Origin of the sequence: Nocardiopsis baichengensis YIM 90130, from assembly GCF_000341205.1 — a bacterium.
In the GTDB taxonomy this organism is placed as follows: domain Bacteria; phylum Actinomycetota; class Actinomycetes; order Streptosporangiales; family Streptosporangiaceae; genus Nocardiopsis_A; species Nocardiopsis_A halophila.
In genome coordinates this window covers 92,084-106,197 of record NZ_ANAS01000033.1, presented here as the reverse complement: position 1 = coordinate 106,197, position 14,114 = coordinate 92,084, and the positions used below count along the sequence as shown (strand labels likewise).

Annotated in this window: 13 protein-coding genes; 2 read left to right on the top strand and 11 right to left on the bottom strand. The window is 72.0% G+C overall.

The window, feature by feature from the left end; genetic code table 11:
* Positions 1 to 139: 139 nt before the first annotated feature.
* The 10 genes from C892_RS0123155 to C892_RS0123110 form a co-directional block, all read right to left on the bottom strand.
* Positions 140 to 3,073, bottom strand: coding sequence for a glycoside hydrolase family 3 protein (locus C892_RS0123155; protein ID WP_017559137.1), 2,934 nt, complete (start codon positions 3,071 to 3,073; stop codon positions 140 to 142).
* 13 nt (positions 3,074 to 3,086) lie between these two features.
* On the bottom strand, positions 3,087 to 5,066 hold the full coding sequence (locus tag C892_RS0123150) for a glycoside hydrolase family 31 protein (protein WP_017559136.1): 1,980 nt from the start codon (positions 5,064 to 5,066) through the stop codon (positions 3,087 to 3,089).
* Positions 5,067 to 5,106: 40 nt separating this feature from the next.
* Positions 5,107 to 5,925 (bottom strand): carbohydrate ABC transporter permease, encoded by an 819-nt coding sequence (locus C892_RS0123145; RefSeq protein WP_017540884.1) that lies wholly within the window; start codon positions 5,923 to 5,925, stop codon positions 5,107 to 5,109.
* The gene (locus C892_RS0123140; protein ID WP_017540883.1) at positions 5,922 to 6,866 is read right to left on the bottom strand and encodes a carbohydrate ABC transporter permease; all 945 of its coding nucleotides are present in this window, start codon (positions 6,864 to 6,866) and stop codon (positions 5,922 to 5,924) included. Before C892_RS0123140 ends, C892_RS0123145 begins: the two co-directional genes overlap by 4 nt.
* A 37-nt stretch (positions 6,867 to 6,903) precedes the next feature.
* Positions 6,904 to 8,133 (bottom strand): sugar ABC transporter substrate-binding protein, encoded by a 1,230-nt coding sequence (locus C892_RS0123135; protein ID WP_017559135.1) that lies wholly within the window; start codon positions 8,131 to 8,133, stop codon positions 6,904 to 6,906.
* Between the two features lie 153 nt (positions 8,134 to 8,286).
* A complete protein-coding gene (locus tag C892_RS0123130) occupies positions 8,287 to 9,306 on the bottom strand; it encodes a LacI family DNA-binding transcriptional regulator (protein ID WP_026124574.1) in 1,020 nt (339 codons plus the stop codon).
* 88 nt (positions 9,307 to 9,394) lie between these two features.
* Positions 9,395 to 10,468 carry a methyltransferase domain-containing protein gene (locus tag C892_RS0123125; RefSeq protein WP_017559133.1) on the bottom strand — a complete coding sequence of 358 codons (1,074 nt, stop codon included), beginning with the start codon at positions 10,466 to 10,468 and terminating at the stop codon, positions 9,395 to 9,397.
* 67 nt (positions 10,469 to 10,535) lie between these two features.
* The gene (locus C892_RS0123120) at positions 10,536 to 10,895 is read right to left on the bottom strand and encodes an MmcQ/YjbR family DNA-binding protein (protein WP_026124572.1); all 360 of its coding nucleotides are present in this window, start codon (positions 10,893 to 10,895) and stop codon (positions 10,536 to 10,538) included.
* 63 nt (positions 10,896 to 10,958) lie between these two features.
* Positions 10,959 to 11,213, bottom strand: a complete 255-nt coding sequence (locus C892_RS0123115) for a PLD nuclease N-terminal domain-containing protein (protein WP_017559132.1) — start codon at positions 11,211 to 11,213, stop codon at positions 10,959 to 10,961.
* Between the two features lie 142 nt (positions 11,214 to 11,355).
* Entirely contained in the window at positions 11,356 to 12,045 is a 690-nt protein-coding gene (locus C892_RS0123110) for a nitroreductase (RefSeq protein WP_017559131.1), read from the bottom strand.
* A gap of 98 nt (positions 12,046 to 12,143) precedes the next feature.
* Between C892_RS0123110 and C892_RS0123105 the strand changes: the two genes are divergently transcribed.
* The gene (locus tag C892_RS0123105; RefSeq protein WP_017559130.1) at positions 12,144 to 12,737 is read left to right on the top strand and encodes a TetR/AcrR family transcriptional regulator; all 594 of its coding nucleotides are present in this window, start codon (positions 12,144 to 12,146) and stop codon (positions 12,735 to 12,737) included.
* 27 nt (positions 12,738 to 12,764) lie between these two features.
* Here C892_RS0123105 and C892_RS0123100 read toward each other — a convergent pair whose 3' ends face one another.
* Positions 12,765 to 13,205: a MarR family winged helix-turn-helix transcriptional regulator gene (locus C892_RS0123100; RefSeq protein WP_017540871.1), complete on the bottom strand. Its 441-nt coding sequence runs from the start codon at positions 13,203 to 13,205 to the stop codon at positions 12,765 to 12,767.
* A gap of 88 nt (positions 13,206 to 13,293) precedes the next feature.
* Here C892_RS0123100 and C892_RS29460 point away from each other — a divergent pair, with 88 nt between their 5' ends.
* Complete coding sequence (locus C892_RS29460) at positions 13,294 to 13,626, top strand: nuclear transport factor 2 family protein (RefSeq protein ID WP_017559129.1); 333 nt, start codon at positions 13,294 to 13,296, stop codon at positions 13,624 to 13,626.
* Positions 13,627 to 14,114 lie beyond the last annotated feature (488 nt).

The following is a 14,114-nucleotide window of genomic DNA, read 5'->3' as shown; positions in this document are numbered from 1 at the left end:
CGCCCCACGAGCTTGTCGGCCTTGTTACGCGGGCCGACGATACTGATCGCGGAATACTCCATGCCCGATCGGGCCCAGCCGGACGACGCCCGGCCCGGCGCCCGGGGCCCGCGCCGTGAGGACGGGCCCCGCACGCTCTTCACTCGAGGGAGAAGGAGCTGAGCCGGACGTCGCCCGTGAAGACCAGGTAGACGTCCTTCCTTCCGCCGGGGACCTTCTTCAGGTCACCGGTGAACTCCTCATAGGAGTAGATGCCGCCGGTCCCACCGATCGACACCTCACCCGCCTTCCTGCCCTCAGGAGCGCCGATGCGCACCTCCACCGCGCCCCCACCGCTCGTGGAGGCAGCGCGCGCGGTGAACGTCGCCGGCTTCGGCTTCAGGGACGTGCCGTCGAACGCGATCCAGTCCCCGGCCTGCGCCTCCACGGTGTCGCCCTCCACCTTCGTCTCGTCGGCGAGGGCGATCCCCGAGTAGCGGTCGAAGTCGGCGGCGCGGGTCTGCTCGGTCAGATCGCGGGCCGGGATCCTCTCTCCGTCCACGAAGATGCGCGCGCGGTGCCGGACGTCGTCCGCCGAAGCGCCGACCATCAGCTCGTGCTTCGCCTTCTCCACGACCTCCCGGCCCCGTGTCACGTCCCAGAACGCCAGGTCGGACGCGTCGACGGTGAGCTCGGCGGTGACCGTGCCGCCCGCCGGGACGCTCACCCGCGCGTAATCGCGCAGGCGCTTGAGCGGCTGGTCGGTGCGCGAGTGGAGCTGGCGCGAGTACAGCTGCACGACCTCCTCGCCGTCGCGGTCGCCGGTGTTGGTGACCGGTACCCGCACCGTCACGGTGCCGTCCGGGCCGACCTTCCTCCGGTCGATCTCCGGCTTCCCGTAGGCGAAGGAGGTGTAGGACAGACCGTGCCCGAAGGGGTACAGCGCCTCGCCCTCGAAGTGGCGGTAGGTGTGCCCGGACTGCCGGACGTCGTAGACGCCCATGTCCGGCAGGTCCCCGGTGGACCGGTACCACGTCTGGGGCAGGCGCCCCCGGGGCTCCTCGTCGCCGTAGAGGACCGCCGCCAGGGCGTTGCCGGTCTCCTGCCCGGCGTGCGAGGTCCACAGCACCGCGGGGACGTTCTCCTCCGCCCAGGGGATCGCCATCGGGTAGCTGCTCTCCACGACCAGGACGGTGCGCGGGTTGGCCTCGGTGACCGCCTCCAGCAGCTCCTGCTGGGCGGGCGGCAGTTCGATCTCCTCGCGGTCGTCGGTCTCGCGGCCGTTGATGAACGGCATGTTCCCCAGGACCACCACGGCCGCGTCGGCGTCCTCGGCCACCGCCACGGCCTCCTCGGTGCCGCTGGAGAGCACCTCGCGATCGAACACCGCCGCGTCCTCGACCGTGTCGGCCGAGACCGACAGGCGCCCGTCGCCGTCGACCGCGATGTACTTGCGGTTCCACTCGTCGTAGCCGGCGTACTTCAGCGCGACGCCGCCGTCGGTCTCCTCGAAGCGGAAGAGCTGCTGCACGAACCATCCGTTGGGCTGGTCCTGGTCGTTGTAGAGCAGGTTCTCCCCGCCCAGGCCGACCACCCTGCCGTTGGCGTCGGTGCGCAGGGTGACCACGCCCTCGCCCCAGTCGAAGACGGTGAGCGCCTGCTCCTCGCCGGGCTCCCCGCCGTCCGCGCCGCCGACCCGCAGCACGCCGCCGTCCCCGTCGGAGGAGGCGGTGACGTAGCCGTCCCCGTTGCGCAGCGCGATCCGGTCCGCGCCCTCGCTGACGCCGACCGACCCGGCGCCGCCGAGCCGCTCGGCGACGCCGTCGGCGGGGGTGGAGCGGTAGGGCATGGTGCCGCTGTACCAGTCCTCGTACAGGGTGTCGGCCAGCGGCCCGACCACGGCCACGTCGGTGTCGGCGCCGGGGTCCAGCGGCAGGGCCCCGTCGTTCCGCAGCAGGGTGGTCTGGGCCGACGCGGCCTCGCGGGCCAGCTCCCGGTGCTCGGGGGCGTCGATCACGCCGGGGGTGATGCCGGAGTAGGGGACCCGGTCGGGCGGGTCGAACTCGCCGAGGCGGAAGCGCACGGAGAGGATGCGCCCCACCGCCCGGTCCAGGTCCTCCTCGCCGACCAGCCCCCGGTCGAGCGCCTCCTCGAACCGCCCGACGGTGACACTGGAGTCGTCGTCCTGGTCGGTGTAGCTGTCGATGCCGGCCCGGAGCATGGCGGCGTGGGACTCGGCATGGTCGTCGTAGTACCGCTGGCTCTCGACGACGTTGGTCGGGGCGTAGGCGTCGCTGACCACCATGAGGTCTTCGTCGCTCCAGGAGCGCACGTCGTCCAGCAGCGGGGTCAGGTGCGCGGGGCGCCCGTTGATGAGGTTGTAGGAGGCCATCACGCCGGTCGCGTTCCCGGACGCGATCGCGGGCCGGAACGAGGGGTGGACGAACTCGTGCAGCGTGCGCGGGGGCACCGTCACCGAGGTCACGTCGCGCTGTTCCTCGATGCCGTATCCGGCGAAGTGTTTGAGGGACGGAGCCGTTTTCAGGTAGAAGTCGTCGTCGCCGCGGAGGCCGCCGGCGTAGGCGTCCGCCATCGCGCCGACCAGCAGGGGCTCCTCGGAGTAGCCCTCCTCGTTGCGGCCCCAGCGCGGGTCGCGCAGCGGGTCGGCCACCGGGGCCCACACGTTGAGGCCGTGGGCCTCGGGGTCCTGGGCGTGGAAGCCCCGCATCTCGGTGCCGGTGACGTCGCCGACGCGTTCGACGAGTCCGGTGTCCCACGTCGCCCGGAGCCCGACGGCCTGCGGGAACACCGTGGCCTCACCGAGCCAGGCGACCCCGTGCAGCGCTTCGCTTCCGGTCCGGAACGGCTCCATCCCCAGCCTGGGGACGGCGGGTTGGTACTGGTGCAGGAGCGAGACCTTCTCATCGGTGGTCAGCCGCCCGAGGAGGTCGTCGACACGCTGCTGGAGAGGAAGGTCGGGATCGCGGAACGGGAGGTCGTCGGCGGCGGCGGGCGCGGCCCCGAACGGGAGCGCGATCACCGCCGCCGCCAGCGCGGCCGTGAGGCCGCGCGGGCGGGGGATGGAGAGGGCCACAGGACTTCCTCCTTCAGACGGGGGAACGGAGGGGCAGCCGGGCACCGTTTCGGGTCAGTACCGGGGCCCGGTCCAGGGGGGTGGCGAGGCGAAGGGTGCGGCCGCCCGAGTGGACCTCGCCCGTCCACGGGTCGGCCCAGTCGGTTCCGCCGGGCAGGTACACGTCCCGCTCCCGGGCGCCGTACTCGGTGACGGGGGCGACCAGCAGGTCGGGGCCGAACATGAACTGGTCGCCGACCCCCCAGCAGTGGGTGTCGTCCGGGTGGTCGACGAAGAGCGGGCGCATCGGGGGGAGGCCCCGCTCGTGGGCCGTTCTCATCTGCTCCATGACGTAGGGCCTCAGCCGCTCGCGCAGCATGACCAGGTCGCGGAGGAGGTCGTACACCTCTTCGCCGTAGGACCAGATCTCATTGGGGCCGCCCGACATGGCCGGGTGCAGCTCGTTCCGGAACGGCTCGCGGTAGCCGTGCAGGCGGAACAGGGGGCAGAACACGCCGTACTGGAACCAGCGGACGAGGAGCTCCCGGTACTCGGGGGAGTCCTGGTCCCCGCCGTGGAAGCCCCCGATGTCGGTGGTCCACCAGGGGATGCCCGACAGCGCCGTGTTCAGGCCGGCGCGGATCTGCGCCTGAAGGGAGGCGAACGTCGCGGGGATGTCGCCCGACCAGAGGGCGGCGCCGTAGCGCTGGCTGCCCGCCCATGCCGAGCGGCACAGGGTGACGACCTCGGTCTCGCCCGCCGCGTGCATCCCTTCGTAGAAGCCCCGCGCGTGTTCGGCGGGGTAGATGTTGCCGACCTCGTTCCCCGGGCCGGCGTGGAAGCGCAGGTTCCCCGGGTGGCCGGGCCGGATCTCCGGCTCGCAGGCGTCCAACCACCACACGCGGACGCCGGCCGCCAGGTAGTTCCGCCGGATTCTGTCCCACAGGTACCGGCGCGCGTCCGGGTTCGTGGCGTCGTAGAAGGACACCTGCACATGGGAGTCGACGCCCTTGTCCGCCCAGTCGGCGTGCACCGGCGGACCCTGCTCGGTGGCGACCAGGTGGCCGGCGCGCATCATCTCCCCGTAGTTCTCACTGAGCGGGCTGACCGACGGCCACACCGACACCATCAGCTCGGTGCCCATCTCGCGCAGCTCCCGCACCATGGCCGCGGGGTCCGGCCACTCCTCAGGGTCGAACCTCCAGTCGCCCAGGTGGGTCCAGTGGAAGAAGTCCGCGACGATCACCGAGAGGGGGACGCCGCGGCGCTTGTACTCGCGCGCGACCTCCAGCAGCTCCTCCTGGGTGCGGTAGCGCAGCTTGCACTGCCAGAAGCCGGAGGCCCACTCGGGGAGCGGCGGTGCGTGTCCGGTCGCGTCGGCGTAGCGGGACAGGATGTCGGCCGGGCGGCCCGCGGTGACCCAGTAGTCGATCTGCCGGGCGCTGTCCGCGACCCATCGCGTGCCGGTCTCGGCCGGCTCGACGCGGCCGATCGCAGGGCTGTTCCAGAGCAGCCCGTACCCGCGGGAGGACACCAGGAAGGGGATGGACACTTCGGCGTTGCGCTGCACGAGGTCGACCACGGCGCCCTTCTGGTCGAACAGGCCGTGGGTGTGCTGGCCCAGGCCGAAGATGCGCTCGCCCTCATAGGCGCGGAAGCGCTGTTCGATGCGGTAGTAGCCGTTCCCGGTGGAGGTGAACACGCGCGGGCCGGGCCACCAGAAGTGGGCCCGTTCCTCGGCGAACAGCTCCTCCCCGGTCCCGCCGCGCAGGAAGCGCAGCATCCCCTCGCCGCTCACCTCGACGGTGACGGCGCCGTTGGAGAGCACGGCCCGGTCCTCCTCGACCGCCGTCTCGGCGCCGTGGTCCGGGCGCGGGCCCAGCGCTCCGGGCAGGTCGTCGATCAGGGAGTGCAGGCCGGCCCGGACGCGGACGGCATCGTCGCCCCAGGCCTCGATACGCACGACCTGGTGGCCGCCGCGCCATTCGATTCCCCCGTCGATCTCGTGGAACACGCGCTGTCCTTTCCGTTGGGCGGTTCGGGGTGAGCGGTCCTCAGTCCTTGAGGGCGCCGCCGGTGACCCCGGCGGCGACGTAGCGCTGGGCGACGACGAGCAGGATCGCCGCGGGGACGGACGCGATGACCCCGGTGGCCATGACGCCGTTCCAGTCGGCGGTGTGCGCGCCGATGAAGCGGTAGATGGCGACGGTCACCGGGCGCACCGCGTCGTCGTTGTTGAGGGTGACGGCGAACAGGAAGTCGGCCCAGGCGAACAGGAACGCGAACAGGGCGGAGGTGATCACCGCGTTCCGGCTCACCGGGAGGACGACCGTCACGAGCACCCGGAGGGGGCCTGCGCCGTCGACCTCGGCCGCCTCGGTGAGCGCGCGGGGGATGGTCACCATGAAGGCGCGCAGGATGAGGACCGCGAACGGGACGGCCAGCGTCGAGTCGGCGAGGATCATCGCCGCGTAGGTGTCGAGCAGGCCGGCCGTGTTCATCACCGCGTACAGCGAGTTGGCCATGACGATGCCCGGGATCATCTGCACCAGCAGCAGGGCGAAGAGCACGGTCCGCCCGCCCGGGAGGGGGAACCGGCTCAGCGCATAGGCGGCGGGGACGGCCACGGCGAGCGTCAGCAGGACCGTGCCGACGGCGACGACCGTGCTGTTGAGGAGCGCGCCGCCCTGCCCGTCGACCGCCTCCCGGTACCCCTCGAGCGTTCCGCCCAGGGGGTGCCAGCGCGGCGGCGTCTCCAGCAGCGCCGCCGCCGGCTGGAGGGAGGCGTTCACCATCCAGTACAGGGGGAACAGCAGAACGCCCACGATGAGGACGGCGGCGGCGGTGGTGCGCAGCGACCGGGGCCGGGTCATCGTGCTCCCCCCTCGTCGGCGGTGCGGGCGGAGCGCAGGTAGACCAGGGCGAACGCCAGGGCGATGAGGATGAGGACGTTGCCCGCGGCGGCGCCCGCCCCGAAGTCCAGTTCGGTGAAGGAGAGCTGGTAGGACCAGGTGGTCAGGGTGTGCGAGGCGTTGGCGGGCCCGCCCTGGGTGAGGACCATGATCACGTCGAAGACCTTGAGCGTGTAGACGAGGCCGAGCATCAGCACCACCGCGGTCACCGGCCGCAGCAGCGGCCAGGTGACGTGCCGGAAGCGCTGCCAGGGGCCGGCGCCGTCCAGCTCGGCCGCCTCGTAGAGCTGCCGGGGGATGTTCTGCAGGCCGCCGTAGAGGATGACCATGTTGAACGGGATGCCGACCCAGACGTTGGCGGCGGTCACCGACGCCAGGGCCAGGTCGGTGCTGGAGAGCCAGGCGATCCCCGACCCCAGGAACGCCAGGCCGGTCGCCTCCTCCACGGCGCCGCTCAGCCCGAGCAGGGCCTGGTTGAGGACCCCGTACTCCTGGTCGTAGATCCAGCGCCACACGGTCCCCGACACCACCAGCGGCAGCAGCCAGGGCACCAGCAGCAGGGAGCGCAGCAGCCCGTTGAGGGGGAAGCGGCGCTGGAAGAACACGGCCAGGGCCAGGCCGATGCCGAACTGGAAGGCCAGCGAGCCGGCGGTGAACAGGGCGGTGTTGGCGAGGGTCGTGGCGAAGAGCGGGTCGCCCAGCAGGCGGGCGTAGTTCGCCAGGCCCACGAACGGCGCCTCGCCGGTGTAGAAGGACGCGGCCGTGTACTCCCGGACGGACATCCCCGCGTTGGTGGCCAGCGGGTAGCCGAAGAACACGGCGATGTACACCACGAGCGGCGCGAGGAACGCGGCGCCCGTGAGCCTCCGGGAGCGCGCGCCGCTCCGGCGGCGGGTCTGCATGGGGGCCTCCTGGGGGCGTCGGAGCGCGGGGCGCGGGTCAGGAGGCGGGCACGGACTCCTGCGCCTGGGAGAGCGCCTCCTCAGGCGTCGCGTCCCCCGCGAGCACGGCCTGGACGGCGTCGGCGAGGGCGGAGGAGACCGACGGGTAGTCCGCGCCGAGCTCGGCCGTCCGGGAACGGGCGGAGGGCACCGACTCCACGAACGGCGCCATGCCGGGGTCCTCCTCGGCCAGCGCTCCGGCGAGCCCCTCCTTGCCGGGCACATAGGCGTTGAGCTCGGCCCACTCGGTCATGTTGTCGTCGTCGACCAGGCACTGCAGCACCTCGACGGCCTTCGCCTCGCGCTCGCCGCCGCTGCGCGCGACGGCCCACACCTCGCCGCCCATCGGCGTGGCGGGATCGGTTCCGGCCTCGGGCACGGGCAGCGGGACGACTCCGTACTCGACGTCCTCCTCGTCCAGGACCGGGAGCTGCCACGAGCCGTTCACCATCATCGCCGCCCTGCCGCCGACGAACTGGTCCTTCACATCGGCCTGGGACCAGTTGACGGTCGATTGGGAGACCGATCCGTCCTCCACCAGGTCCTGCCACAGCTCCAAGGCCTCCACGGCCTCAGGGGAGTCGACCTGGGTGAGCTCAGCGCCGTTGGACCAGAAGAACGGTTCGAAGGTCCACGTCCCCTCTTCGTGGCCGATCGCTGAGAAGGCCAGGCCGTTGGTATCGCCGTCGGTCAGCTCCTCAGCGGCGGAACGCAGCTCCTCCCAGGTCTCCGGGGGCTCCAGACCCGCCTCGTCCAGCTTCTCGGTGTCGTAGAACAGCGCGAGCCCGTTCACGCCCGTCGCGATGCCGTACAGGGTGCCGTCGTGGGTGCCGGCCTCAAGCACCGAGGGGAAGAAGGCGTCGGTGGGCACGCCCGCCTCCTCAAGCGGCACCAGCGCGCCGGTGGCGGCGACCTGGGGGAGGTCGGGGTTGTCGATGAGCATCAGGTCGGGCAGGTCCTGCTGGGACGCGCCCTGGAGCAGGCGCGGCATGAGCTGGTCGCGCGGCAGCTCCTCGCGCTCGACGGCGACGCCGGCCTCGTCGGCGCACGCCTCGAGCATCTCTTCGGTGGCCGTGTTCTGCGGCTCGGCGATGTTGTAGTCGAGCGAGGACAGGGTCGAGGCGTCGCCGTCGCCGCCCCCTCCTCCGCCGGAGCACGCGGCCGCGGCGGTGAGCAGGCCCGCGGCGAGCAGGGCGGGGACGGGGCGCGGGGGTGCGGGACGGGTCACGGGGGCCTCCAGGGAGTCGAATCGCTTCGATGACGCCGTTCGGAATGCGGGTGCCGTTCGTCCGGGGGTGCGCAGGGCGGCCGGGGCGACCAGGGGCGGGAACGGTCGGGAACGGGAGGTCGGAGCCGACGGGGGATCGGGGCCGGGGAGGGGTCAGGCGCCGGCGCGGCGGGGGGCCGGCGCGGTGCTGGAGCGGTCCACCAGGGTCGGCGGAAGCAGGGTGACGCCCGCGGGGGCGTCGCCGCCGAGGCCGCGCACGGCCAGCTCGACGGCGCGTTCGGCGAGCTCCTCGGCGGGCAGCCCGACCGAGGAGAGCGGGGGAGCGGTGCCCTCGGCGACGTCGTCGGCGCCGATGGCCACCACGGACAGGTCGCCGGGGACCGTGCGGCCCGCCGCGCTCAGGGCGGCGACCAGCGGTTCGGCCGCGGACTCGTTCTGCACCACCAGCCCGGTCACCCCGGGGTGGTCGCGCAGCAGCCGCCGGGCGGCCTGCTCGGCGGCGGCCCGGGTCGGCTCGCAGGGCAGCACGGCCGGCGCCTCGGCGCCCCGCTCGCGCGCGGCCTCGCGGAACCCGGCCAGGGTGCGCTCGGCGAAGCCGGTGCGGCGCTCGTAGACGGCCGGCGGCTCCCCGACGAAGGCCAGGCGCCGGTGGCCCAGGTCCACCAGGTGCCGCGCGCACAGCCGCCCGGCCTCCTGGAAGTCCAGGTCGACGCAGGCCAGGCCGGCGGTGTCGGCGGGCACCCCGATGAGCACCGCGGGCAGGCCCAGCTCGCGCAGCACCGGGATGCGGGCGTCGTCGATCTCGACGTCCATCACCACGATCGCGTCGACCATCGACGACCCGGCGACCCGGCGCAGCCCGTCGGCCCCCTCGGCCTGGGTGAGGAGCAGGACGTCGTGGTCGTGCGCGCGGGCCCGGGTCACCACCGACACGGCGAACCGCATCGCGACGGGGACGTGCACGTCGGAGCGCAGGGGAACGACGAGCGCGATGACGTTGGACCGGCTGCTGGCCAGGGCGCGGGCCCCGGCGTGCGGCCGGTAGCCGAGGACGCGGACGCTCTCCAGCACCCTGCGGCGGGTGTCCTCGGAGATGGAGCGCTTGCCGCTGAGGACGTAGGAGACGGTGCTCGGCGAGACCCCGGCGTGCCGGGCGACGTCGGCGATGGACACGGGCACCTCCTCCCCTCCTCCGGATGGAGTCGAAGCGCTTCGATGCCCGTGATGTTAACCACGCCACAGTCCGGGGCGCAATGGGTTCTCAGCGCCGCATCGCCACGACCGAGGGGTGGGTGCCGAACAGGCTCACCGTGAAGGAGTCGCAGACCCGCAGGCCGACCGACTCCGCGATGCGGACGTGCTCGTCGGGGTCGTTCAGCAGCAGGACGGCCAGGCCGCCGTCCGGCTTCAGCACCCGCTGGATCTCTCCGTAGTACCGCTTGGGGCGCCGGGCCAGGGAGCCGTTCGGCTCCACCTGGAGGCCCCAGGGAGGATTGCCGACGACCCGGTCGACCGCCCCGTCGGGGAGCGGGAGGCGTCCGGCGTCCGCGACCGCGTAGGCGATCGGCGCCTCCTCCGGAGCGCGCGCGGCGGCGGAGTTGCTCGCGGCCATGGGAAGGGCCGCGGGGTCGCGGTCCGTGCCGAGGAGGCGCAGCCCGGGGGTCATCAGTTGCGATTCGACGAGGATCGTGCCGGTGCCGCAGGTCGGGTCCAGCACCCGGGCGCCGGGGGTGAGGTCGGCCAGGCGGGCCATCGCCGCCGCGAGCGGCGGGTGGAGCGTTCCGGGCACCGATTCCTGCTTGTAGGCGCGGCGGTGCATCGGCCGGTCGGTGAGCCGCACGGCCAGGGCGGCCTCCGGGCCCTCCAGAGTGACCCGGATCGGAAACGGCTCCCCGCCCTCAGGAGGGCGTCCCTCCCGCCGGGAACGGTAGGGCAGCCCGAGCACCTCGGCCGCCTGGAGCCCGACGGCGTCCTCGATGTCGTAGCGGTTGTAGTTGCGCTTGCCGAGGTAGGAGGCGACCACATCGATGCGCGTCGCCGACGCCGGCCCGCCGCACCGTCCGCGCAGGCCCAGAAGGTCGTTCCAGGGCACGGAGCGCGCGGGCCCGGCGAAGCGTTCGAGCTCGGCCTTGGTGTGTCCGATCCCGTCCAGCGTCGCGGCGAGCAGGAAGACATCGTCCACGGTGCGCAGATCAAGGAGTCGGGCGTCCGGTGCCTCAGAGGCGAACCAGACCTCGCGGTGGCGCAGCCGCTCCACGGTGCCGAGCCCGCGCTCCTCGATCTCCCGCGCGGAGACGTCCTCCAGCCCGCGCAGTGTCCGCACCATCAGCCGCACGCTCAACGTCCGCTCTTCCTCCCACCGTCCCGGAACCACCCAGGAAGAGTACCGACCGCTGGGCAGGTCAGTGCTCCACGAGGCTCTCCGGAGTAGGAAGGTCCTCCAGCAGGTGCTCAGGCGCCGAGAGCCGCCACGCCTCCAGGACGAGTTCGCTCAGCTCGTCCAGGTCGATCTTGTCGAGGTGGACGACGACCCAGCCGTATCCGCCGGCGGTGAACTGGACCTCGAACACGTCGGGCCGTTCGGCGACGAGGGCGAGCTGTTCGGAGAGCGTCTGCTTCAGGCCGACGGTCCTGGTGCGCGGCCACAGGTAGCCGAACTTCTTGTCATGGACGCTGAAGGAGGTCCACTGAGCGGACTCCTTGTGCTCCACGTCGGGCAGCGCGTTCAGGAGCCGAAGGAAGCGTTCCATTTCAACACCCATGGAAGAAGACAACCACAAGGGACCCACAGAAGGCGGACGAGGCCCCGCTCACCGGCCCCGGCCTCATCGCGCCATGGCGGCCGCGCTCCTCCTGCCGATCAGGAACCAGCAGAGGGCGCCGAGGAACGGCGCGCAGATGATGAAGACGGCCCACACGAGCTTCATCCCGAAGTCGAGCCGCGAGGTCAGGCTGCCGAGGAAGGCGGCGACGATGAAGACGACGTAGGCCAGCATGGCGAGCCCGGTGAGGGCGAGGAGGGCGACGCCCCCGTACTGGGCGAGAAGGTCGGCCGGCAGGGCGGCGTCGAGGACCTGCATTGCGGGAAGTCCAATCGGTTCGAATCCAACGTCCCCCTCACGCTAGGGACCCGCCCCCTGCCGTCTCCTCAGCCGGACGGACGGTTCTCCCCTAGAACGGAAGTCGGTGGTGGGCGTGAGGGCACCTCCCAACGTCGGTCGCTCAGAGGTGGAAGGCGGTGGTCGCCTCTAGGTCGGCGCGCCCGGTGGTGACCCGGTTCACGGGGGCGTTCTCGTCGGCGTAGCCGAAGGAGACGCCCACCAGCAGTCTCCCATCGGCGACCTCGAGTTCGTCTCTGACGGTGTCGGCGTAGAAGCTGAGCAGGCCCTGTGGGCAGCTGTCGACGCCGTAGGCGGCCATGGCCAGAAGCAGCGTCTGCATGTAGGCGCCGACGTCGGCGGCCAGTCGCGCCCCGCCGTCGCCGGTGACGAACAGGAACGCGGCGTGCGGCGCCCCGTAGAAGCGCAGGCTCTTTGCGTCGTAGGCCGCGCGTGCCGCGTGGTCGTCGGCGCCGATGCCCAGAGCTCTGTACAGCCCGGCGCCGAAAGCCGCCCGCCGTTCCTGGTGGACGGGGGTGTACATGTCCTCGGAGTACGGGAAGTCGACCGACGTGCGCCGCTCGGAGTGGGCGGCCTGCAGGGCGTTCGCCAGGCGTTCGCGCCGAGCGCCGCCGACCACCTCGACCCGCCACGGCTGCGCATTGGAGTTGGACGGCGCGCTTCCCGCGAGGGCGAAGATCGCGCGCACCGTGTCCTCGGGGACGGGGTCGGGGCGGAACGCGCGTGTCGCGTGGCGGCCGCGGATCAGCCTCTCCGCGTATCCGCTCAGTTCGGTGAAGACCGATTCGCTCATGGGGCTCTCCTCAAGTCTTAAGTAAACACATCCGTTTACTTCGAGAGGAGTGTAGTCGACCGCTTCGCCTGAAGTAAACGGGTGCGTACACTTGCCCCATGAGCACGGTGACGACGGCGTCCCGACGGCAGGGGCGGGGAGGGCGCGAGCGCATCCTGGCCGCCGCCGCCCGGCTGTTCGCGGTCCAGGGGATCAACGCGACCGGCATGGAGCAGGTCGCCGAGCAGGCGCCGGTCTCCAAGCGCACCCTCTACGCGCACTTCCGGACCAAGAGCGACCTGGTCCTCGCCCACCTGCAGGACCTCGCCTCGACGGGGCGCACCCTGGAGGGTGTGCTGGCCGACGAGGACATCCCTGCCAGAGAGCGGATCCTCGCCCTGTTCAGCCTTCCCGCGGACGACACGGGGCCGGTGCGCGGCTGTCCGTTCATCGACGCCGCCGCCGAGTTCCCCGATCCGCAGAGCGCGGTCCACTCCTACGCCCGCGAACGGAAACTGCTGATGGTGCGGTCGGTGACCGAACTGCTGACGGAGCTGGGGTGCCGCGAGCCCGCCGCGCTCGCCGAACAACTCGTGACGCTCGCGGACGGAGCCGCCAGCCGCGCGATGGTGCTGGGCGACGGGGACTACGGGCGCCATGCACGGGCGGCGGCGGAGGTCCTCCTGGACGGTGCGCTGCCGCGCACGGGCTGACGGGGCGCGGCGGCCGCGGGGCTCTGTTCAGCGTGTCCTGTGGTGGGCGAGGAGCCGGCCCATCAGGCGTGACAGCGCGGCCCGCTCATCCTGGGGGAGAGGGGAGAGGAGGTCTTCCTGGACCCCCTCGATCACCTTCTCCAGCTCCTCCAGGCGCTGTGTCCCGGCGTCGGTGAGGGAGACCAGGTTGCGCCTGCGGTCGTCGGGGTCGGGGGAGCGCTCGACGAAGCCGTGCGCGGCCAGCTCGTTGATCGCGGCCACGACGTCGCTCCGGTCCATGTTGCTGCGCTGGGCGAGTCGGATCTGGCTCGTCGCCCCGAACTCGTCGAGGGCGGCCAGGATCCGGTAGTGGTACCCGCGCGCCCCTTCCGCGGAGAAGGCGTCGGCCACGAGCCGGTGGACGTGTACGGACAGCTGGGAGATGAGCCAGCTGGGCTTGCCGGCCAGGCGTTCAGGGGTCTCGTCCACGCGGCCACCGTAACACTGTTGGCAGGGCCAATGAAGGTGGTTATGGTTGGCGGCGCCTATGTTGGCTTAACCAGCGAAAGTGGGGCCCGTGGACGCGACGACGACCGACCGCGCCGAGATCACCGAGCTCTTCGCCCGTCTGGCCCTGCTCTTGGACCAGGGGCGCCACGAGGAGGTGCACCGGGTCTACGCCGACGATGTGGAGGTCCGGTCCCCGAAGGGCGGGGTCCTGCGCGGCATCGACGAGGTGGCGGCGTTCCTGGACGGCGCACGGGCCGCCGGTGAGAGGACGCACCACGTGCACGGCGACGTGCTGGTGGACGGCCCGGCGGACGGGGACGGCGGGAGGTGCGGGCCACGTCCGGGCAGGTGGTGTACTTCCACCGCCCCGACGACCGACTGCACCGTTCCGCCGGCCTGAGAGTCAGGTGCACCGCGGCGGACACCCCGGCGGGCCGACGCTTCACCAGAGTGGACATCGCCCTCCTGTGGACCTGGGAGGCCCCGGGGCAGGAAGAGCAGGCCTGAAGCGGGAAAGCCCCCAGATCTGCACGCTGATCGCACTGCGCCGACCTGAGGGCTCTGCGGTGGGCCCCCAGGGGATCGAACCCTGAACCCGCGGATTAAAAGTCCGCTCCGCTGCTGGTTGAACCGCTGGTGAATGGTGGTTTTGTCCAATTTTGAGTGGGACCCGCCGCGCCCACCACTACCGAAGTCGCGAGGCCCTCGCACGCTGAACACCGCCACGAGGCGAGCACCTCGCGTCCGAGAACCTCGACAGGAGGCCTTCCCCGGGGATGGGGCACGCTGTCCGCCAGCTACAGAGCGAACGCGGAGCGATCGGCCGACGAGCTGTGGTGCAGACCGCCCTCACCCACGCGGGGGTAGTCTCTTACCTGGGCCCTTCGC

Excerpts from the sequence above, each read along its gene's own strand:
- C892_RS0123115 (WP_017559132.1), bottom strand. The coding sequence starts at position 11,213 with ATGCAGGTCCTCGACGCCGCCCTGCCGGCCGACCTTCTCGCCCAGTAC.
- C892_RS0123110 (WP_017559131.1), bottom strand. The coding sequence starts at position 12,045 with ATGAGCGAATCGGTCTTCACCGAACTGAGCGGATACGCGGAGAGGCTG.
- C892_RS0123140 (WP_017540883.1), bottom strand. The coding sequence starts at position 6,866 with ATGCAGACCCGCCGCCGGAGCGGCGCGCGCTCCCGGAGGCTCACGGGC.
- C892_RS0123145 (WP_017540884.1), bottom strand. The coding sequence starts at position 5,925 with ATGACCCGGCCCCGGTCGCTGCGCACCACCGCCGCCGCCGTCCTCATC.
- C892_RS0123105 (WP_017559130.1), top strand. The coding sequence starts at position 12,144 with ATGAGCACGGTGACGACGGCGTCCCGACGGCAGGGGCGGGGAGGGCGC.
- C892_RS0123120 (WP_026124572.1), bottom strand. The coding sequence starts at position 10,895 with ATGGGTGTTGAAATGGAACGCTTCCTTCGGCTCCTGAACGCGCTGCCC.